This window comes from Methylacidiphilum caldifontis (assembly GCF_017310505.1).
GTDB classification, from domain to species: Bacteria; Verrucomicrobiota; Verrucomicrobiia; order Methylacidiphilales; family Methylacidiphilaceae; genus Methylacidiphilum; species Methylacidiphilum caldifontis.
The window spans coordinates 917,770-937,619 of the sequence record NZ_CP065957.1 but is presented as its reverse complement, the minus strand read 5'-3'; the positions used below and the strand labels follow the sequence as shown (position 1 = coordinate 937,619).

General features: G+C 41.6%; 17 protein-coding genes. 9 read left to right on the top strand and 8 right to left on the bottom strand.

Going from position 1 to position 19,850, the window contains the following annotated elements:
• The first annotated feature begins 93 nt into the window (after positions 1–93).
• Together IT6_RS04425 and IT6_RS04420 are read left to right on the top strand one after the other, a co-directional pair.
• The gene (locus IT6_RS04425) at positions 94–561 is read left to right on the top strand and encodes a DoxX family protein (protein ID WP_206828512.1); all 468 of its coding nucleotides are present in this window, start codon (positions 94–96) and stop codon (positions 559–561) included.
• Positions 562–906: 345 nt separating this feature from the next.
• The gene (locus IT6_RS04420; RefSeq protein ID WP_206828112.1) at positions 907–2,028 is read left to right on the top strand and encodes a metallophosphoesterase; all 1,122 of its coding nucleotides are present in this window, start codon (positions 907–909) and stop codon (positions 2,026–2,028) included.
• A 284-nt stretch (positions 2,029–2,312) separates the two neighbouring features.
• Here the strand turns inward: IT6_RS04420 and hisA are convergent, their stop codons facing one another.
• Together hisA and hisH are read right to left on the bottom strand one after the other, a co-directional pair.
• Positions 2,313–3,029 (bottom strand): 1-(5-phosphoribosyl)-5-[(5-phosphoribosylamino)methylideneamino]imidazole-4-carboxamide isomerase, encoded by a 717-nt coding sequence (gene hisA / locus IT6_RS04415; protein WP_134440400.1) that lies wholly within the window; start codon positions 3,027–3,029, stop codon positions 2,313–2,315.
• Positions 3,026–3,709: an imidazole glycerol phosphate synthase subunit HisH gene (hisH, locus tag IT6_RS04410; protein ID WP_242524340.1), complete on the bottom strand. Its 684-nt coding sequence runs from the start codon at positions 3,707–3,709 to the stop codon at positions 3,026–3,028. Before hisH ends, hisA begins: the two co-directional genes overlap by 4 nt.
• A gap of 56 nt (positions 3,710–3,765) precedes the next feature.
• On the opposite strand from hisH, the gene dapF reads away from it, so the two are divergent.
• Genes dapF through dapB form a run of 3 tightly spaced genes read left to right on the top strand, consistent with a single transcriptional unit; the run spans position 3,766 to position 6,294 of the window.
• Positions 3,766–4,587, top strand: coding sequence for a diaminopimelate epimerase (gene dapF / locus IT6_RS04405; RefSeq protein ID WP_206828110.1), 822 nt, complete (start codon positions 3,766–3,768; stop codon positions 4,585–4,587).
• A gap of 13 nt (positions 4,588–4,600) precedes the next feature.
• Entirely contained in the window at positions 4,601–5,506 is a 906-nt protein-coding gene (gene dapA / locus IT6_RS04400) for a 4-hydroxy-tetrahydrodipicolinate synthase (protein WP_206828108.1), read from the top strand.
• A 38-nt stretch (positions 5,507–5,544) separates the two neighbouring features.
• Positions 5,545–6,294, top strand: a complete 750-nt coding sequence (gene dapB, locus IT6_RS04395) for a 4-hydroxy-tetrahydrodipicolinate reductase (RefSeq protein WP_134440397.1) — start codon at positions 5,545–5,547, stop codon at positions 6,292–6,294.
• On the opposite strand, the gene IT6_RS04390 is transcribed toward dapB, so the two are convergent.
• Positions 6,289–7,014 carry a class I SAM-dependent methyltransferase gene (locus IT6_RS04390; protein ID WP_206828107.1) on the bottom strand — a complete coding sequence of 242 codons (726 nt, stop codon included), beginning with the start codon at positions 7,012–7,014 and terminating at the stop codon, positions 6,289–6,291. The genes dapB and IT6_RS04390 overlap by 6 nt on opposite strands.
• A gap of 23 nt (positions 7,015–7,037) precedes the next feature.
• Positions 7,038–7,724, bottom strand: coding sequence for a response regulator (locus tag IT6_RS04385; protein WP_206828105.1), 687 nt, complete (start codon positions 7,722–7,724; stop codon positions 7,038–7,040).
• A 339-nt stretch (positions 7,725–8,063) separates the two neighbouring features.
• Between IT6_RS04385 and IT6_RS04380 the strand changes: the two genes are divergently transcribed.
• The 4 genes from IT6_RS04380 to ftsH all read left to right on the top strand — a co-directional run bounded on the left by IT6_RS04380 (position 8,064) and on the right by ftsH (position 12,831).
• The gene (locus IT6_RS04380) at positions 8,064–8,618 is read left to right on the top strand and encodes a UbiX family flavin prenyltransferase (protein ID WP_134440394.1); all 555 of its coding nucleotides are present in this window, start codon (positions 8,064–8,066) and stop codon (positions 8,616–8,618) included.
• 7 nt (positions 8,619–8,625) lie between these two features.
• The gene (locus IT6_RS04375) at positions 8,626–9,489 is read left to right on the top strand and encodes a UbiA-like polyprenyltransferase (RefSeq protein ID WP_134440393.1); all 864 of its coding nucleotides are present in this window, start codon (positions 8,626–8,628) and stop codon (positions 9,487–9,489) included.
• 4 nt (positions 9,490–9,493) lie between these two features.
• Positions 9,494–10,627, top strand: a complete 1,134-nt coding sequence (gene mqnE / locus IT6_RS04370; protein ID WP_206828102.1) for an aminofutalosine synthase MqnE — start codon at positions 9,494–9,496, stop codon at positions 10,625–10,627.
• Positions 10,628–10,770: 143 nt separating this feature from the next.
• Positions 10,771–12,831 carry an ATP-dependent zinc metalloprotease FtsH gene (ftsH, locus tag IT6_RS04365; protein WP_134440391.1) on the top strand — a complete coding sequence of 687 codons (2,061 nt, stop codon included), beginning with the start codon at positions 10,771–10,773 and terminating at the stop codon, positions 12,829–12,831.
• A gap of 311 nt (positions 12,832–13,142) precedes the next feature.
• Here the strand turns inward: ftsH and IT6_RS04360 are convergent, their stop codons facing one another.
• The 4 genes from IT6_RS04360 to hemL all read right to left on the bottom strand — a co-directional run bounded on the left by IT6_RS04360 (position 13,143) and on the right by hemL (position 19,726).
• Positions 13,143–15,299, bottom strand: a complete 2,157-nt coding sequence (locus IT6_RS04360) for a ligand-binding sensor domain-containing protein (RefSeq protein ID WP_206828100.1) — start codon at positions 15,297–15,299, stop codon at positions 13,143–13,145.
• A gap of 134 nt (positions 15,300–15,433) precedes the next feature.
• Positions 15,434–16,474, bottom strand: coding sequence for a cytochrome-c peroxidase (locus IT6_RS04355; protein WP_134440389.1), 1,041 nt, complete (start codon positions 16,472–16,474; stop codon positions 15,434–15,436).
• 166 nt (positions 16,475–16,640) lie between these two features.
• Complete coding sequence (locus IT6_RS04350) at positions 16,641–18,443, bottom strand: SpoIVB peptidase S55 domain-containing protein (protein WP_134440388.1); 1,803 nt, start codon at positions 18,441–18,443, stop codon at positions 16,641–16,643.
• The gene (gene hemL, locus IT6_RS04345) at positions 18,440–19,726 is read right to left on the bottom strand and encodes a glutamate-1-semialdehyde 2,1-aminomutase (protein ID WP_206828098.1); all 1,287 of its coding nucleotides are present in this window, start codon (positions 19,724–19,726) and stop codon (positions 18,440–18,442) included. The genes IT6_RS04350 and hemL overlap by 4 nt, the downstream gene beginning before the upstream one ends.
• Between the last annotated feature and the right edge of the window lie 124 nt (positions 19,727–19,850).

Sequence of the window (19,850 nt, the reverse complement as noted above, 5' to 3'; positions counted from 1 at the left end):
TCAAGGTCTCAAAAAAGCGATGAAAAACAAAGCAAAGAGTATAATCAAATCAGCTTAGAAACATGGCAGCGTCTTTGTAGTTTACTTGGCACAATGAAAGCAAAGCAAAGAGTGTATTCAAACTTGTTTTGTTGGCTTTTTCAAACGTCATCAACCTTGGCTTTTTTCCCTTTAAGGATTGTCCTCGGTATAATCTTTTTTGCCCATGGAGCACAAAAACTTTTTGGTTGGTTTGGGGGAAAAGGGCTTGAGGGTACGGCGAGCAGTTTTGCCGAAAAATTACACCTTGTCCCTGGAATCTTCTGGGCAACTCTAGCAGGGGGAGGTGAGTTTTTGGGAGCAGTTCTCCTTTTGTTGGGTTTCGCTACTCGCATTGCAGCCCTCAATTTAGTGATCATCATGACGGTGGCCATTTTTACTGCACATTTGAAAGCTTTTTTTGTCCATGATGGAGGCATGGAGTATGCTCTGAGTCTGTGGGCGGGTGCATTTGCCTTGTTGATTGGGGGTGGAGGATCTCTCTCTCTAGATAAGGTTATAACTCGCTCGAAAAATAGCTAGTCGATGAGATTACATAAAGAGTCAAAAATCAACTATGAATAGGCTTCTTTTTATATTTCTTCGTCAAGACAATCAAAAATATCCCCTTGTCAGTTAACCCGTTTTCAAAAGGGGGGTTCTTTTGGATGTAACCCTATAATGATCAAATAAAGAAGGGCAAAAAACAATGAAATTGAATAAGCTGAGCTCTATCAATGCTGTCGGTTAAATTGGGATAGGTTGAATAATTAAAAAATCAAGCAACCATGATTACCCAGGGATTCCGAGCTAAAAAAAAGGGGAATATTAGTAATGATGCCAAGCTCATTCCATTATTAGAGGGCTTTACAGGGGATTGAATATAAAATGAAACGTGGATTTTTTTTTGCCCTTTATTATGGGCTTAGTGGTTATGTAATTTTCAGGGGGTTTTTGGTTCTTCCTCATATTTTATTTTTCCAGGGTTTTTATCTGGTGATTTGTGCATGGGCTGTTTGGGGTTATTTCATCTGTTCGGCCATTAAAGAACGGCTGCATCTACCTATGCTCAATGGGCTTATGGCTTTCTCTAGCCTTTGGCTCCCTGCTGTTATCTACTTTTTTTTTGGTATATGCCTGGCGGATGGAATATGGATAGTTGCTCCACCCTCTTTTCATGCTTTTTTTGCTGGTAGGCTATGGATGATAGGCCTTGGTGAGGTCGGACTTGTAGCTTTGATTTTAATTAAGGGTTATCTGAACACCCTTGATATCGAAGTGAAAAAGATGGAACTGAGCATTGAAAAAACATGCCCGCTGTCTTCATTGCGAGTGGTTGTAGCCTCAGATATCCATGCAGGAGGCACTATCGGCAAAAGGAGACTTTCGATTATTATAAAAAAAATTCTCTCTCTTAAGCCTGATTTAATTTTACTTCCAGGAGATCTCATTGACGGGAGCAGAAGAGTTTTAGAAAAAGAAGGGATTGATCAATTTTTTAAAAATCTTGCCGCCCCTTTGGGAGTGTATAGTTGTATAGGCAATCATGAATGTTTTTATGATTCAGATAGCTTGTCGGCCTTTCTCGAAAATTGTGGCATTGCCGTTCTCAGGGATGAACAAAGGAAAGTAGATAATTTTTTTTACGTCATTGGAAGAGATGATAGGGCTGTAGAAATCATCGAGGGAAAAAGGAAAAGGAAAACACTCAAGGAAATTCTTAAAGAAAGCGACAGGAGCAAACCCCTCTTTGTAATGGATCACAGGCCGACAGCTATTGATGAAGCGGTTAGGGAACAAGTGGATCTTTTGGTTTGTGGGCATACACATCAAGGACAATTTTGGCCTATAAACTACATTGTAGATCGGCTCTTTCCCTTGAGTTATGGCTATAGAAAAATAGGGGCAAGTCATATCATCGTGACAAGGGGAGCCGGTACATGGGGTCCACCCGTTAGAGTAGGGCAAAAATCAGAAATCGTTTTTCTTCAGCTTTTTTTTAAAAAATAGATTGCCCCCCTATGAACTACCCCCGCCAACCTAATGGTATGGCGTGAGTTTCGCGCTTTTACGAGAACTACTTTCTCAAGAAAGGAGTTATAAAGCAATATATTGTAATTGAAGGTTGTTGTGCTGATAAGGCTAGATGCTCCTAGGGTTCAATATGGCTATCAAGAATAAATCTCTTTTTTTGAGCTATTAGGCAAGAAATCTGAAAAATATTCAGGATTTTTTTTCTAAGATTTAAAGACCAAAGCCATTTATTAGAGAATAAAGAAAGTCGATTTTAAGCCCTAATCTTTTTTCTTTTTTACAACCAAAGAAATTTTCCCTTCGTACAAACTTCTTCCCAAGATAGCCCCATAAAGATCTTTTATTTTTTGAAGCTCTTCAAGGTCTTTGTCACAACCTATTCCGCCAGAAGCAAAGACAGGCAACGAACTCATTTTAACCACAGCTTGAGTGCCTTTTATGTCGGGCCCGTTCAATGTCCCATCGGTCTGGATGTTCGTGTAAAGTAAAAATCCGACTCCTTTCTGTTTTATCCATTTTATAAAGTTTTCTACTGTATAGCCACTGGATTTTTTCCATCCTTCAACCTGGACTTCCCCGTTTTTGGTGTCCAACGCAGCCACTATTTTCTCTGAGCCTAATTTCTTCGAAAGATTATCCAAAAATTCAGGGTCTGTGACTAATCTACTTCCAATAATCACTCTTTGGGCACCTTTTTCAATGGCCTTTAAAGCTTGTTCTTCCGTTCTCAATCCCCCTCCAAACTGGATAGGAAGGGTTACCACCTGGGCGATTTTTTCAAGCAGAGCTAGATGTTGGGGTTTTCCCTCAAATGCTCCTTGCAGATCGACAATATGCAATCCATCTGCTCCTTGTTCCTGCCAGAAAAGAGCTGTTTTGACTGGATCAGATGAATAAACAGTCATTTCTTCAATTTTGCCTTGTCTTAAGCGAACGACCTGGCCTTTAAAAAGATCGATAGCAGCATAGATTTTCATTTTGCCACCTTTTTCTCAAGCAACCAGTACATTTTTGCCCTGTTAAGGAAGTTTGATAAAAGTTGTATCCCTTTTTTATGGCTTTTTTCAGGATGAAATTGTGTGGCTAAAAGATTGCCTTTGGCAATAGCGCTACTAAAGTTGACTCCACAGTAATCTGTATGCAAAAGGATGATTTCTTTCTGGAGGACATCGGGATAGTAACTGTGAACAAAATAAAAATAATCACCTGTGACAATATCTTCGAGGTAACTGGATTTTTTGGCGATTTGAACCGAATTCCAGCCTATATGGGGTATTTTTTCCTTGCCTTCGATAAATCGCACTACCCTTCCTTCAAAAATCCCCAGCCCTTCACAGCCTTCTGATTCCATACTTTGTTCAAAAAGAATCTGGTATCCTAGGCAAATTCCTAAAAAAGGCAAGTCCCTGGATATCCAATGTTCAAGGAAGGCTAAAAACCCTTTATTTCGAAGGCTTTTCATGCAATCACCAAAGGCACCAACCCCTGGTAAAACAATGGCAAGAAAATCGGTATGGGAGGGGGCAGAAAGGAGTCTTTCTACTCGGCATCCTAAGGTAACAAGAACATTTTCGACACTCCTAAGATTACCCATCCCGTAGTCGATTATGCCGACAGGAAGATTGGATAAGTCGAGTTCGTTACAACGGTTTTGCAATTCTAGAACTTTTTTATTAGTGAATTTGTATAATATTAGCTAAAAAACAATTTTTTATGGACATTTTTTTCACCAAAATGCAAGGAGCGGGTAATGATTTTATTCTGCTCGACAATCGTAAAAACTCAATTCAGTTAAACACTGCTCGAATTAGTTATCTTTGCGACCGTTATAGGGGAATAGGAGCAGATGGACTTCTGGTCATAGAAAACGGCGATGCGACTGAGCCCCGAATGGTTTACTTCAATGCCGATGGAAGTCGGGCGAGCTTTTGTGGGAATGGAGCACGGTGTTTTGCCCGATTCCTTTTTGAAAAAGGAGTGGGGAACATCGAAAAAAAGCAAGTTAGTTTTATTACTGATGCCGGGAGGGTAACGGGTTGGATTTCTGAAGAAGGGGTTAAAATTACCGTTCCTTCCCCAAAAGACTTGAGATTACAAATTCCTCTGAGACTCAATGATCGACTTTTCGAAGTCCATAAAATTAATACGGGAGTTCCCCATGTTGTCCTTTTTGGTGATTATGAAAATCTTTCCCTGGATTCTTTCCGGGCACTGGGTTCTAGTATTAGGTGGCATGAGGATTTTAAACCTGAAGGGACAAATGTAAATTTTGTTTGGAAAGTAGCTGAGCAAAAAATAAAGATAAGAACTTATGAACGGGGCGTGGAAGGAGAAACTTTGGCTTGCGGATCCGGGGTTACAGCTTCTGCTTTGATATCTCACTTAGTTTTGGGCATGGATAGCCCGATAGAGGTTTTGGTTCGTAGTGGAGATAGTTTAAAGGTGTATTTTACAAGATTAGATCAGGCATTTAACGAGGTAATACTCGAAGGTCCTGCAAAAAAAGTTTTTGTAGGGACCATAGATATAGCTTAAAACAAAAACCAATATGAAAATTCAAGGAACGTACACAGCGATTGTAACCCCTTTTCAAAAAGGAAGCATAGATAAGAAAGCTCTTGAAAGGCTTATCGATAACCAGATTCAAAACCACATTGAGGGCATTGTACCGGTGGGGACGACAGGAGAATCTCCTACTCTTAGTTACGATGAGCATATTGAAGTGATCAGATGGTCGAAAGAAGTGGCGGGGGAAAGGATAAAGGTTTTTGCTGGAACGGGCTCAAACAGTACAGCTGAAGCGATTCATCTGACAAAAGAAGCCGAAAAAATTGGGGTGGATGGTATACTTCTTGTATCCCCGTATTATAATCGGCCTTCGCAAGAAGGGCTTTTCCGGCATTTTTCCTCGATCGCTTCATCGACTGCTTTGCCCATACTCCTTTACAATATTCCTTCAAGATGTGGTGTAGATATCTCTGTGGAAACCGTTGTTAGGTTGGTGGAAAAAAACAGTAACATTGTTGGCATAAAGGAAGCCGGAGGGAGCGTGGACAGAGTGAGTCAACTAGAACAGGTTCTCCCCGAGGAGTTTTCCATTTTGAGTGGGGATGACTCTTTAACTTTACCTTTCTTAAGTGTGGGGGCAGTAGGGGTAATCAGCGTAGCCTCAAATTTATTTCCCAAAGCGGTGGGAGCTTTAGTCCGGTTATTTCTCTCTGGAAAATCAGCTGAAGCCCGTCTTCTCCATCACGCTCTTTATCCTCTATTCAGGGACCTGATGATCGAGACTAATCCAGTGCCTGTAAAAACGGCGTTAGCGATGGAGGGATGGATTGAGTCGGAAATAAGACTTCCCTTGGCTCCTCTTCAACCCCAAAATCAAGCCAAACTCGAAGCAACCTTAAAACGCACAAAAGAAAAGTTATCTAACCTAGAATACTTGTTGGCCTGATCCAGAGAAACGGTCAAACAGAGAGGAAAAACAGAGACATGATAAAAATTCTTTTAACAGGAGCTGATGGGAAAATGGGGAAAACGGTAGTTCAGGCTGCTGCCTTGGACAATGAGGTGAAAATTGTCGGATTAGCTGATAAAGAGGATAGCCTTGAAGATCTCTTGGATAAAGAAGCAGATTGTCTCATCGATTTTTCAGTGCATACTTTTAGTCAAGAGCTGGTAAGAAAAGCGGCGAGTCGGTCTCTTCCCCTTGTGATCGGTACCACCGGTCATACTGCTGAGGAGTTGGAAGAAATCAAGCAAGCGGCTCAGAAGATCCCTATTGTTCTTTCTGCTAATTTCTCACTGGGAATAAATCTCATGGAATTATTGGTTCGTGTTGCTTCGCTGGTTTTGGGAAAAAGCTATGACAAGGATATTATCGATATCCATCATAATACTAAACTCGATTCTCCTAGTGGGACGGCAAAAAGGCTTTTAGAGGTGTTGATTGAAGCAGAAAAACAGATTGATCAAAGGATAGACGAAAAGAGAGGGGAAAAGACAAAAGAAAGACTTCCTCAAGTTCATTCCTTGAGAGCAGGAACCGTGGTTGGGGTACACACAGTTATGTATTGTGGGCCTGGAGAAGTAATAGAAATAACCCATAGAGCTGAAAATCGATTTCCTTTTGCCCTGGGTTCTCTCAAAGCGGCCAAGTGGATAGTAGGCAAAGCGCCTTCACTCTATTCGATGCGGGATGTCCTGGGTTTAGACCGCCTAGCCTCTCATTTAGTTCTATGACTTGGCTGGAAAGGCGGAAAGCGGTTTGAATTCAAGGAAGTATTGGTAAGGTAAAAAGAAAAATTCCTTATCGAGACTAAAGCCGGCTTTTTCAAAATCTTCCTTTACGGATTGGGCTGAAATTTTTAAATGCCTTTTAAATTGTGCTGTGGCGGGGAAAAGCCGTGGAGATCCTGGTTTAATATCGATAACACAGATGCGACCGTTTTTTTTCAAAGCAAGGGCCAATTTTTTAAGATATTCAGGATCGTGAATATGATGATAGCTGTTGCAGAGAAAAATAAGGTCGGCGCTCTGTCTTTTAAGCTTAGGGTCGTTGGCATGGACAAGTCGTGCTTTTAGGTTTTTTAGCCCCTCTTTTTTCGCTCTTTTCCGTAAATAGCTAACCATGGTTGATTCCCTATCTAACGCTAATACTTCACCCGTAGGACCGACGGCATGGGCAAGTTTGACAGCGAAATAACCGGTTCCCGCTCCAATATCTACCACTTTTTGACCAGGTTTTAAATGCAGGGATTGTATAACGGCTGTGGGTTTCTGCCATCTATCTCGGGAGGGTGAATCAAACTGCTGGGCCCACAGGTAGGGATCTTTAAATCGATACGAGCTAGAAAGCCGGTCGGCTATAGCTACTGAACGGAAAAAGGCGTAGATAAAAAATATGCTGAAAATAAAATAAATAGAGAAGGGTTGAGCTCGTTTGACAAAATAATCTTTCATATTAATGAGCCGACCTGTGATGATTATTTCATTCCTAGAAATTCAGCTTGACACCAGCTTACCGCATAGTGAACAAGTTCTTCGGTAGATTTGATTTTCAGCTTTTCCTTGATTGAGCTTCTATACGATTCAACGGTTTTGACGCTGATATGCAGTTGTTCTGAGATCTGTCTTATGCCATAACCTTTGCCTATAAGTTGAAAAATTTCAAATTCCCGGTTGCTCAAAAGCTGGGTGGGATTATTGATCGTTTTTTGAGTTTTTGTTGATATATTGGAAATAATTAGGTTTGAAACTTTCGGGCTGACAGCGATCTTTCCCCTAGCAATTTTGTAAATCGCCTCTATCAGTTTTTCCCCCCCTTCAGTCATCATCACATAACCCCTTGCACCAGCCTTTAAAGCTCTTTCGGCATAAATCATTTCATCATGCATGGAAAAAACAAGATTGTGGACCTGAGGATAGGCACAGCGGATATCCCTAATAAGTTCCAAACCGTTTTTACCCGGCATGGAAAGATTAATGATTGCGATATCGGGCAACACTTTCCCTATCAATTCAAAACCATCGTAAGCATTGCCCGCTTCCCCACAGATCTGAAGATTTTTATCTCGACTCAGAAGCTGAATAATTCCTTCCCGTACTACGGGATGATCATCAACTATAAATATTTTAATTTTGTCTTTTCTGATTTTACTTTTGTTTTCCATTCTTTTCTCAATTTTTTGAAAACATTTAATTATTAAACTCAACCTGTTTTCCTATTTTTCCTCCTCCTGTCAAGACGAACTAGGAATGAGGCTTTTTGTACAATATCCCTGGCTTGAAACTTTTTTAAATAACCGACAAAACTAAAAAGCATTTAAAAGAGAAAAAATGCAACTAAGTTATTATTAGAAAAACAAAAAACCGCTTTTATAAAAGCTTATAAAAACCTCGTGTTCTATATGATTTAGCTAGGCCTGAGATAAGGATCAACTCGGAAGAACTGCTGGTATTGTGATAAGAAAACTTGTTTCTAGCTTAAAAAAAAGGTAATAAAAAAACAGATGAAAATCGTAGTGGGGATTACCGGAGCTAGCGGATCGTTGTATGCTCAAAGATTGCTCCATTTTCTTTCTCAGACTGATCATGAAATTCATGTAGTGGTGAGTAACCGGGGCAAGCAGGTGATTGCATTGGAGTTGAACCGCGGACTAGATATTCCTAAAAAATTTGGTTTATACAATGATAATACTATGGATGCTCCTTTTGTGAGTGGATCTACACGTTTTGATGCCATGGTCATTATTCCCTGCTCTGTCGGTACAGCTTGCCGGATTGCTCAGGGTGTTTCTAATTCGACCATTACTCGGAGCGCGGATGTTTTCCTGAAAGAGAAAAGAAAGTTGATCTTGGTCATTAGAGAAACTCCTCTTAACCTGATTCATCTTCGTAATTTAACAACTTTGGCAGAAGCTGGTGCGGTCATATTACCTGCTTGTCCTTCCTTCTATGCATTACCCCAGACCATTGATGATCTGATCGATACGGTCAATGCAAGAGTATTGGATCACTTAGGTATAGATAATGCTTTGTCGACCCGCTGGAAAGAGAGTTTTTAGAATAACAGTGAACAATTTGTCAAAACTTTTTATCAAACTAAGAAACCTTCTTGAGCTTGTAAAATTTTCGCATACCCTTTTTGCCCTGCCTTTTGCACTAACCTCTATGGCGGTTGCAGCTAGGGGACTGCCTTCGGTTAGGATTTTGGTGGGAATCTTACTGTGTATGGTTGGAGCCAGGACGGCAGCCATGGCTTTTAACCGTTTTCTCGATTGGGAATATGACAAACAAAATCCCAGGACCCAACGAAGAACAAAACTTGCAACCAAAAGAGAAGCTTTGGTTCTAGGGATTATCTCCTTGGGAATATTCGAGATTGGAGCTTATTCCTTAAATTTTCTCTGTTTTATCCTATCTCCGGTGGCAGCATTTCTTATCATTTTTTATTCGTTAACTAAAAGATTAGGATCCTATTCACATGCCGTTTTGGGATTATGCTTGAGCCTTGCTCCCCTTGGTGCATGGGCAGCGGTTAGGGACAATCTCAACGATCTTTTGCCTTATCTTTTATCTCTTGCGGTCTTCTTCTGGACTTTTGGCTTTGATATTATTTATGCTCTGCAGGATGTTGAATTTGACAGACGGTTGGGTTTATATTCAGTCCCAGCACAATTTGGAGAGAACTTTTCTTTGAAACTTGCTGCCTTACTCCATGTTTTGGCATGGATCTGTTGGGCTATCTTTGGATGGATCGGAACAATGAAATGGCCCTATTGGATAGCCTTGGGCGTGGTAGCCGTTATTCTTGTTTATGAACATTTTTTGAGCCGAGCAGGAGAAATGGCCAAGATCAATATCGCTTTTTTTAATATGAATGCTTGGATCAGCATTTTTATTTTTGTTGGAGTAATTTTAAGTATCGCCATTTAAAATTATGAAAATGCAGTGCAGCATAAAGGGCTCATTGTTTGACCATTCAATGCGGCTTGGACTGGCTGATGTGGTTGAGAAGATCGCTGAAGGCCAGAGACTAAGTTCTAGCGATGCCCTGCGCCTTTATGAATGTCCTGATATTAATTTTGTGGGCAGTCTAGCTGAACAGGTTTCCAGGGATAAAAATGGAGCCGTGGCTACCTATATTCTTAATCGCTACCTTAATTATTCAAACGTTTGTATTTTGAGCTGTCAGTTTTGTGCATTTTATAGAAGGGAAGGCCAAGATGGAGCCTTTAGCTATTCTATTGAAGAACTAGTAAGAGAAACTACGGATGCTGTAGAAAAAGGGGCAACCGAAGTTCATTGCGTGGGAGGGTTACATCCGAAACTTCCTTATTCCTACTACCTCGATTTGGTACGGGAGATTAAAGAAAAGGTCTCTCAAGTCATGATTAAGGCTTTTACGGCGGTTGAAATAAGGCATTTGGCAAAAAGAATAGCCAAAAAACCGATTATCGAGGTGCTTGAAGATCTTGCTTCGGTTGGACTGGATTCCTTAACTGGGGGAGGAGCTGAAATATTTGATCCTATAATAAGAAGGAAAATCTGTGCAGGAAAAGAAACCGCTGATGAATGGATCGAAGTTCATCGGCTTTGGCACAGTCTTGGGAAAAAAAGCACGGCGACCATGCTTTTTGGCCATGTTGAAAGTTTAAACCATCGGATCGATCACTTATCGAGGTTGCGAGATCTCCAAGATGAAACGAAAGGATTTTGCGCCTTTATCCCTTTTGCCTTTGAACCAGAAAATACAAAACTTGGCAATATAAAGAAGGCTACAGGTATCGATTTTTTAAAAACGATAGCTGTCAGTAGGTTGTTCTTGGATAACTTCGATCATATTACCGCCTATTGGATCAGTTCGGGGATGGCTATTGCTGAACTTGCCCTGAATTTTGGTGCCGATGACCTGCATGGAACAATAGAAAAAGAAAAAATATTTCACATGGCTGGGGCTAAAACTCCAGCTGGCCAGACCGTGACCAGGTTACAAAAAACGATCGAAAATGCGGGTAAAATTCCTATTCGCCGTGATACCTATTACCGTAAATTGGATTACTGTTTTCTCTGAACATGGCTTGGGAAAAGCTTGCTGGATTTACTTTCGACTTTTCCCTTAAAGAAATGAGGAAAAACTGCATAAATACCAGCTTTCGTTTGCAAGAAATTATTTGTAATGGTATTATGTTTAATAAAAAATAATAATTAATTGGTATGTCTAAGTCTTCTTTGCAATTTCCGAAAATGAAAAAAGGTTCATCATTAAAAAGAAACGATTCATCGAAAAACGAACCCGGTGGTGAATCAAATTGGAAAGGATTTCTTTTCTTTCTGGTTTCAATCCTTTTTGTTGTATTGGCTTACTATGTGAGTGTAAACCAAGGACCAGGGATTGAACAGAAATCTCTTCCCCAGTTAACTCGCCTTTTAGATCAAGGAAGAGTTAAGTCTTTAGTTTTTATTCGAGATACCTCTACAGGACAGACCTTTTTGGAAGGGAGGTATACACGGCCGGCGGGGCCAACAGAAAATGCGGAGATTGTTGTTCCCTTCCGCACCGTTGTGGATTTAGAATTTAACCGAGATTTGAAACAATTTCTGGCCACCAAGGGTTTTCCAGAAATTGACGTGAAAGTCATTCATAATTTTTGGGGTCAAGCTTTTTTAAGCGTTCTTCCTTTCCTTCTGTTCATTTTAGCGCTCTATTTTCTTTTCCGCCAGCAGATCAGGATGGCGGGAAGGGGTGCTTTTAGCTTTGGGAAAAGCCGAGCGCGTCTTTTGAGTGGAGGAAAAACGAAAGTTACTTTTAAAGATGTGGCTGGAGTTGAAGAAGCGAAAGAAGAGGTCCAGGAGTTGGTTGAATTTCTCAAGGACCCTAAGAAATTTCAAAAACTTGGAGGAAGGATTCCCAAAGGGGTACTGATGGTGGGTCCTCCGGGAACAGGAAAAACTTTATTGGCCAAGGCTATTGCTGGAGAAGCTGACGTTCCTTTCTTCAGTATTAGTGGGTCAGATTTTGTGGAAATGTTCGTAGGGGTGGGAGCCTCTCGAGTAAGGGATATGTTTGAGCAGGCGAGGCGTCATTCTCCTTGTATTGTGTTTATTGACGAGATTGATGCTGTTGGTCGTGCTCGAGGGACTGGCCTTGGAGGAGGGCATGACGAACGGGAACAGACCTTGAACGCCCTTTTGGTAGAAATGGATGGAATAGAGTCTCAAGAAGGGGTGATTGTGATTGCGGCGACTAATAGAAAAGACGTTTTGGATCCCGCTCTTTTGAGACCTGGCAGATTTGACCGGGAGGTGCGAGTTAACTTGCCCGATATCCGGGGTCGCGAACAGATCCTTAGAGTCCATGCACAGAAGATTAAGCTTTCAAAGAATGCCGACCTGACAGCCTTGGCTAGGGGAACTCCGGGATTTTCCGGAGCCGAATTGGCCAATCTTATCAATGAAGCGGCCTTGATTGCAGCCAAAAAGGGGAAAGACTGCGTAGATCAACCAGATCTGGAAGAAGCCCGTGATAAAGTGCGGTGGGGAAAGGAACGGCGCAGCCTTGCTATGAGTGAAGAAGAACGAAAGACCACCGCTTATCATGAAGCGGGTCATGCCGTTCTTAATGTCCTTTTGGAAAATACCGATCCTATACACAAGGTTACCATTATTCCTCGAGGGCCTGCCCTGGGCGTGACCATGATGCTTCCAGCTTCTGATAAATACAATGCGCGTAAAAAAGAGGTCCTTGACGACCTGTGTGTAGCTATGGGAGGAAGAGTTGCAGAGGAAGTATTCCTGGGAGATATATCAAGTGGGGCAAGCGGCGATATCCGCCAGGCTACGTGGTATGCCCGGAAAATGGTGTGCGAATGGGGTATGAGTGAAAAGCTGGGTATGGTCCATTATGCGGATGACGGCTCCATGGTGTTTCTTGGTCGAGAGTTGGGTACATCCAGGGGTTATAGTGAAGCTACTGCTCAGGCTATAGATCATGAGGTCCAGCATTTTATTCAAACCGCTTATGAAAAAGCCAAAAGAATAATCCTGGATCACAAAGATAAAGTCGAGGCTTTGGCTCAAGCTCTCCTAGAGTATGAGACCCTTAATGCCGATCAAGTGATTGAAATTGTAAAAACGGGCAAAATGACTAATCCTCCTTCTAAGAATACTCCTGCCCTACCTTCTGGTGATGAGTCTTCGACGAAAAACCCGGCAAGGCAACAAGAAGCAACAAAAAACGATGGGCTGTTGCCAGGTCTTGAAGGTGCACCGGCTTAATTTGAGCTTGGTAAACGATTGTCGGGGAAAGGGGATATTTGCTATATCCTTTGTCGTTTAGTTGTGATTGGCTCTATTAGATTCATCTAGTGAGGATTATTGCAGGACTGGTCTCTTACCAAGTTCGTTTAGCACGAAACGACGACTCAATATAACATTAATAAGCTGTAATTCATTTGTCGATCAAGCAATACAAATTTAACAAAGTTTTTGGATTTAATCATAAGGCCTTTGGCTTCACAGCTGGACAATGCACAAGATGAAACAACTTGGAAGAAATTTGGATGCTCCTTGTTGAAATCACTTTTAGATCAGTTATTCAAAAGTGCATTGGATATATTTCCACTTTCATCTTCGGCACGGATAAAACGGATTTTCTTTTCGGGGGTTAACCCGATAACAAATTCTTGTTTTCTAAAATCGAGCATTCCTTCTTTGGGATAAAGAGGAGTAAAGGTTTTCCCATCTTCAGAAATTTCCACCGTTTTAATACCACTTCCTTCATCTGTGACCGTGATGCTAATTGCATTGTCCTTGTTCTGGATAAGGATTTTTGGGGGGGTGTTATCAACCAAAAAAGGTCTACTTTCTAGTGATGCAGATAACCCCATGCCTAAAGGATTATCCTTCTCATCGGTGGCTTCTATTTTTAAGACATAAAAGCCATCAGGCCATCCGGTGGTATCCCAGCTAAACAAACTTTCATCAAGTTCCTTGGCGAGCAGGGTCCAAATAGCGGAAGAAGGGTAGGGTTTGAAAAAAATACTGTATTTAAGGTTATCCCCATCCGGATCTATGGCTTTCCAAACGACTGTTCGAAGGCCTCGGCTTTCCTTGACTTGAAAGCGTGGAGGCATGCTTTGGCTTTCGAAGTCGGTGGATTTTTCGTCATGAGAAAGGAGTTGTTCAATAGTTTTGGTTGGAGGGGGAGGGGGTGGCATCATGAGGCTGCTGTAAGAAATTCCAGGTGGAAGAATTTTTAAAAGTTCAATTTTAGGAGGAATGTTATTAGGCAGACAGGCGATTTCCACGCGGCTGACTTTGGCATTTTTCCCAAGTCGAAGTTCGAATTGTAAGTACCTTCCGCTTGGACTTGTGCAATGATTATCTACGAGCGGCTGCCAGCCATACCATCCGGCTTCTGTCCTATGAGTATTGCCCGTTCTTGTCAAAACTTCTACGTTTCCCTCTTTTTCGAGCCGTATAGATCCCCATTTGGCAATTGATCCGGCATCTATGGGCCAGGAACGGTAGATAGCTTCCCTTTCTCTCATGCTCTCTCCGGTTAAATAAATATGAATGGGGTTGCTCGAGGAAATGAAAAGCTGGTTACCAGAGAGGGCAAAAGCATTAAGCTGGCTAGAGTCAGTCTTCAAAACGCGATCCATTTTTCCGTTGGTATCCACCGCATAGATGTAACCTCCAGAATCTGACCCTATAAAAAGCCTGTTTTTAAACCATTGAATGGCAAAAACAAAATCCTTACTGCTCCAAATGGGATAAGATAGCCCTGAAGTTTCTATTTTCCAAATCTCAGACAATCGAGGAGGAATAGTGGGCTTAATGTTTACAAGGGGTTGTGTTTTCGAGCTGGGATACTCTTTGTTTTCGTCCTGTTCCCCACTTACTTCTATCCATCCTTCGGGTAGTAGAGAAGAACTATCTGGTTGAGGTTGGTTGGGTAACCGGCCAAATTTTTTCTTCCCCACAGTGGAAAAATAAACGCAATGGTTGTCTCCAACAACGAGCTGATTGATCTCATCTTTTTCAGGATCGACGAGCAAGATGGCTTTTCCACCTGGGAAAATTTCGTAAACGGCTCCCCGATTTGCTGTGGCTGCAAGCAAGGTTTCTTTTGTGGGATGTAAAAGTAAACATCGGACATGAGTCTCGCTGATTGTGGCATAGATTTCTCCTTTAGCTTCTTCTGTTAATCGATAGATGCGTCCTGCTGTTCCGGTGCCTACATAGAGATTCGATTTATCATCACAGATCATGCTCCAGATATATTTTTCTTTAGGATCAAAAAAAACTTTGAAATGACCATTGGGCTCGATTTTATAGATTTTTCCATCGGGTGAAGTCCCTACAAAAATTTCTCCTTTCTTGTTTTTTGTTAAAGCAGAAACATTGCCCTCTGGAAACTTTGCAATGAGTTGGTAAGAACCGTCTTTTTTTACGCGAAATAGTTTTCCTTCTGGAGATGTACCTATAAGACAGCTGTCATAAGATTCAGCCAATATAGACCAGGCTTGTTCAGCGGGAAGACTGCAAATCTTTTCTATGAAAGGAGAGGGAGTAAGGAATCCTTCAGCCTTGATTTCGACACTTTCAGATGTTCCCTGGGCAAAGTCGTTGTAGCTATCTAAGATTATCCTTTGGGGATGAATAGCATGGATTTCGGGGACAGGAAGAAACAAAAATAAGGGCAAAACGAAGATTGTTGGAAACTTTTTAAAAAAATTCATAAGAGCTTTACCCAGGGTGCATATCCTTTTCCTTTCGTATGAAGATAAAAAGGCTACACTTTTACAAAATAGAAAGCCCATAAAACCCTAAACCCGAAATCCAAAGTTTTGTTTTTCTACCGTTTATAACCTTTTCAGGGCATTGGTCTAGGGGTTTGTGGAGTCGAGGGTGGAAGATTAGGCAATGTAACTTGTAATGGAGGTTCTGCAGAAAGACTTCCCAGAAAGCTCACTATTTTCTTGACCTCTTCATCACTCAAAGTCTTCCCCAGCTGTACATAACCCATTGTTTTTACGGCTTCTTCAAGAGACCAAGTATGACCGTTGTTAAAGTAAGGGGCCGTTTTAGTAATGTTACGCAGGCTAGGTACTTTGAAAACATATTTATCTGCAGGATTCTTGGTCACTTCGAATCTACCTAGGTCCTGCAACCAGCTGACCTTGTTGACCAACCCGAACTTTTGAAACATCCCTCCTCCAATGTCTGTTCCATTATGACATGAAATACAACCCGTTTGGATAAAAGTTTTCAGTCCTTCTTTTTCTTCTGGACTTAAAGCGGAAAGATCGCCATCCATGTATCGATCGAAACGAGAGGGAGTCAAAAGAGTACGTTCAAAAGCAGCTATCGCTTTTGCGGTGTTTTCAAAAGTAACGGGGTCCGTTTCATCAGGAAATGCCTTCTTAAACATGTCGACGTATTGGGGGATGCTTTTCAGTCTTTGGACTACAAGTTCTTTAGTCGAAGCCATTTCTTTGGGATTAAGCATAGGTCCCATGGCTTGCTCTTCAACATCCTTGGCTCGACCATCCCAGAATTGGCTAAATTCCAAGGCTGCATTTAATACTGTTGGAGCATTTCTTGGACCGATTTGCCATTTGTGGCCGATGGAAGTGGCCAACCCATCTACCCCGCTATTAGCCAAGCTATGGCATGAGTTGCAGCTAATCTTGCCGCTCTTTGAAAGCCTTGGATCGAAAAAGAGATAACGGCCCAAGTTCACTTTTTCTGGAGTAACGGGATTAGAAGGGTTTTCGGCTACTTTTGGAATAATGCCAAAGATGGTTTTAACTTTATCCGGCGTGATATCTTGAGAAAACCCATGGTTGGAAAAATTCGATATGAAAAAATAAGAACAAATTAAAGTAAGAAAAGGGAGCTTGAACTTTTGCATCGATAACCTCTTTTTTTGTAAAAATGTTCCCAACAACGAATTCAGAAAATATCAAAGCTTTTTAACTACAAACTAATCAAGGCTTTATAATCTTTTAATGGAACTGTCAAGAAATGAAAACAAAAGATTTTGAACCTTTTTGTAATTGTATTTAGAAAGAAGTTCGTTATTGGACTTCAACTTTTACAGCCTTATCTGCCCATGCCATACCTGGAAGTTCCATTTCGATTTCTGTTAATATCTGCTCGTTGTCTGGAACAGTGTTCTTGGAAATATTCGTCGCATTGGAGAGGACTGTAAAAGAAAGGGGTAATGAGGGCAATGGATGGCCTGCACGAACTTCTCCAGGGCTTTCCGCAACCAGTTGTATGTAAAGGCTATTGGTCTTATGCCTTTTATTCAAGGCCTCAATAAGCTCGCGTGCATCGGTTATACCCTGAATTTTTTTATCTAAAATAATCTTGTCGAGAATATTTCCAGAAAGTACGCGTACACTTAAAGTCGTAGGAGTATTGACCGTAGGGGGAATATCTAGGCTTACGGTCCGAAAGAGTTTTTCCCCATACTTTTCTTTTAGTTCAAGCTGAAGATGGACCTGTGAAGAAGGTTTATACTTTTGAAAATCGGTAAAGATCTTTTCGACCATCCATATTTTTTCTTTTTCTGAAGAAACAACGGAAAGATCTAATGATTTGATTTTGGGCTCTATCCATGGTTGCTCAAAAAGGAGATTCAATGGCTTGGTGATTTCCATCGTGGCATCAATAATGTCAGTATCATGACCCGAATAAAAACCTCCTAGTGAAAGCGAGGGAAGGTTTTCAAAAAGTACTTTACCCTCCACTTTAACAGAGAATGTTCGCGAAGCGCTGTCTGTAGAAGATAGAGCTTCAGCTAAAGCAAGATTGACGAGCATTGGAGAAAGCGAAGGATGAGAGATAAAGCGACCTTCTAAAGGCTTCATCATTTTATCGTCATGGATTCTTTTTAAACTATAGGAAGCCATGGGAGGAAGAGATCCTATTTTACCCCCAATCGCAGAAAGCCTATCCTCCAGAATCGTTCCTATTACTGAGCCAATGTTTGCCAATTTATAGGGAGTTTCGTAACTGGGAATAGTCGTGATGACTTCAGCCATAGCCATGGGCAGATCGCTTTTCCCAAAACCAAACATGGGATGCCCAAAGGCCAAAATATTCATCCCTTTTCTCCATGTTAAAGTCCCTGTTCCTCCGATGGAGATGTCTCCTGTCATCATGACAGCAGATACGGGAGAGCCAGGCTGTAAAGATTCAGGTTGGACAGGGACAGGCCTTGATTCAGCTCCTCCTGAAACGACTAGGAAAGGGAATTTATCCCACCCGAATCGCTTAAGATATTTTTCAAATAGATTTTGGTTTATACCACTGATTGTTAGAGGAACAGCCAGCCAATCCGTTCTTTGTTGGGAAAATCCTCCCAGCTGCTGGGGGGCTATAAGATTCCAGCTTGACCTGCTCCCCATAGAAAGATATTGCGATGGAGAGGCTGAGCTTTGATTTTCCATCCATTCAACCTTCAGCATATCTTCTATTGGAGTAAAACCACAGTGTCCATCTTTTTCAAAGGAAGCGATGCGTCGCGACAGAGCGCCTACAAGTTTCCCATCAACATAGAGAGGACTACCACTCATTCCATGGACAGCTCCGATTACCGCCGTCTTGGGATCTACAAGCTTTGCAATGATCAGATCAAGTCCTGGACCAATGTAGTTTTTAGCAATACCCAAAATTTCGGTTTGGAGCGGTTCAATTTTATCACCCTGCAAGACGGTGTAGGTTATGCCTCTCATCCCCGGTTTTAACTTATCCTTGGGGTAATATTCGGAAGGGGAGGTACTGTCAGATCCAAGGCAATCATGGATCTTCAAAGAAGAAAAGAACCCTAAAAAAAGAAAAACCAACAAAACGAGTCGTAATAACACAATCATGTGATCTTTTTTAAAGTATCATAAACTATCTTAGCCAGTTCATCAATGTCGCTTTCGCTGTGGGCGGTACTCAAAAAAGCAGTTTCATAGGGAGAAGGTGGAAGGAATATCCCTGAATGGAGAAGGGAGGTAAAGAAATGAGAAAATCTCTTTTTATCCACGCCATAGGCGTCAGCAGCTGATAGTACTTTTTTAGGGGTAAAGAAAAAACTGAACATCGAGCCAAAGCGGTGGAACTGCAAAGGAATAGATAACTTTTTTTGAATATCTTCAATAGCCGTTTCAAGTTGTCTGCCCAAAGTTTCAAGCTGGCTATAGGTCGGGAGTTTTTTTATCTGTTCAAGTTGAGCGATACCCGCAGCCATTGCCAGAGGATTACCACTCAATGTCCCCGCTTGGTAGACTGTTCCTACAGGAGATAGGCAATCCATAATTTCTTTTTTGCCTCCCACAGCTCCAACAGGGAGTCCCCCCCCAATGATTTTTCCAAGAACAGTAAGGTCAGGTTGAATGCCAAAAAGTTCCTGTGCCCCACCCATAGCCAACCTGAAACCGGTGATCACTTCATCGAATATAACGAGGGTGCCGTATTGTTTAGCGGTGGAAAGTAAGCATTCTAAAAAACCTTCGGTAGGAGGAATTAAACCACAGTTGGCGGGTATGGGCTCAAGGATAACGGCCGCTGTTTCTTTCCCGTACTTTTTAAACGCTTCGAGGAGTGTTGGTTTGTCATTCCAAGGAAGAACAACAGTTAAAGAAGAAAGGCAGGAGGGAACCCCCGAACTGTCCGGGACACCCGTGGTCAAGGCCCCAGATCCCGCCTTAACTAAAAGACTATCTGAATGGCCGTGATAACAACCTTCAAACTTTATGATCTTTTCTCTTCCGCTAAAACCCCTGGCGATTCTTATCGCACTCATGCATGCTTCTGTACCGCTGTTGACAAATCTGATTTTTTCAATCGAAGGCATAGCGGAACGGATGAGCTGCGCAAGCTTGATTTCAAGAGGACTATTAGCCCCAAAACTTGTTCCGTCCTGGAGAGTCTCACCGATGGATCGGACAACGGCAGGATGAGCATGGCCATGAATTAAAGCTCCCCATGAACAGACATAATCGGTATAACTGTTCCCATCGACATCAAAAAGTTTTGAACCTTTGGCCCGGCTTACATAAAAAGGAATGCCCCCTACCGATTTGAATGATCGAACGGGAGAATTAACGCCACCAGGAAACAGTTGTTGAGCTTCTGCCCATAACTTTTCGGAGAGTGAAAAGACCATTTTTATTTATACACTAATAAAGCTCTTTAGCGCTAGCAACGAAAATGCATTTTTACAATTGGATTTCATAACCCTTATAAAACAATAAAGCGGATTTTCTCCATTTTTTTCCCCTAAAAAAAAG

Excerpts from the sequence above, each read along its gene's own strand:
- IT6_RS04425 (WP_206828512.1), top strand. The coding sequence starts at position 94 with ATGAAAGCAAAGCAAAGAGTGTATTCAAACTTGTTTTGTTGGCTTTTT.
- IT6_RS04390 (WP_206828107.1), bottom strand. The coding sequence starts at position 7,014 with ATGAAAGATTATTTTGTCAAACGAGCTCAACCCTTCTCTATTTATTTT.
- hemL (WP_206828098.1), bottom strand. The coding sequence starts at position 19,726 with ATGGTCTTTTCACTCTCCGAAAAGTTATGGGCAGAAGCTCAACAACTG.
- IT6_RS04420 (WP_206828112.1), top strand. The coding sequence starts at position 907 with ATGAAACGTGGATTTTTTTTTGCCCTTTATTATGGGCTTAGTGGTTAT.
- IT6_RS04360 (WP_206828100.1), bottom strand. The coding sequence starts at position 15,299 with ATGAATTTTTTTAAAAAGTTTCCAACAATCTTCGTTTTGCCCTTATTT.
- ftsH (WP_134440391.1), top strand. The coding sequence starts at position 10,771 with ATGTCTAAGTCTTCTTTGCAATTTCCGAAAATGAAAAAAGGTTCATCA.
- IT6_RS04380 (WP_134440394.1), top strand. The coding sequence starts at position 8,064 with ATGAAAATCGTAGTGGGGATTACCGGAGCTAGCGGATCGTTGTATGCT.
- IT6_RS04385 (WP_206828105.1), bottom strand. The coding sequence starts at position 7,724 with ATGGAAAACAAAAGTAAAATCAGAAAAGACAAAATTAAAATATTTATA.
- IT6_RS04350 (WP_134440388.1), bottom strand. The coding sequence starts at position 18,443 with ATGATTGTGTTATTACGACTCGTTTTGTTGGTTTTTCTTTTTTTAGGG.
- dapF (WP_206828110.1), top strand. The coding sequence starts at position 3,766 with ATGGACATTTTTTTCACCAAAATGCAAGGAGCGGGTAATGATTTTATT.
- dapA (WP_206828108.1), top strand. The coding sequence starts at position 4,601 with ATGAAAATTCAAGGAACGTACACAGCGATTGTAACCCCTTTTCAAAAA.
- dapB (WP_134440397.1), top strand. The coding sequence starts at position 5,545 with ATGATAAAAATTCTTTTAACAGGAGCTGATGGGAAAATGGGGAAAACG.
- hisA (WP_134440400.1), bottom strand. The coding sequence starts at position 3,029 with ATGAAAATCTATGCTGCTATCGATCTTTTTAAAGGCCAGGTCGTTCGC.
- mqnE (WP_206828102.1), top strand. The coding sequence starts at position 9,494 with ATGAAAATGCAGTGCAGCATAAAGGGCTCATTGTTTGACCATTCAATG.
- IT6_RS04355 (WP_134440389.1), bottom strand. The coding sequence starts at position 16,474 with ATGCAAAAGTTCAAGCTCCCTTTTCTTACTTTAATTTGTTCTTATTTT.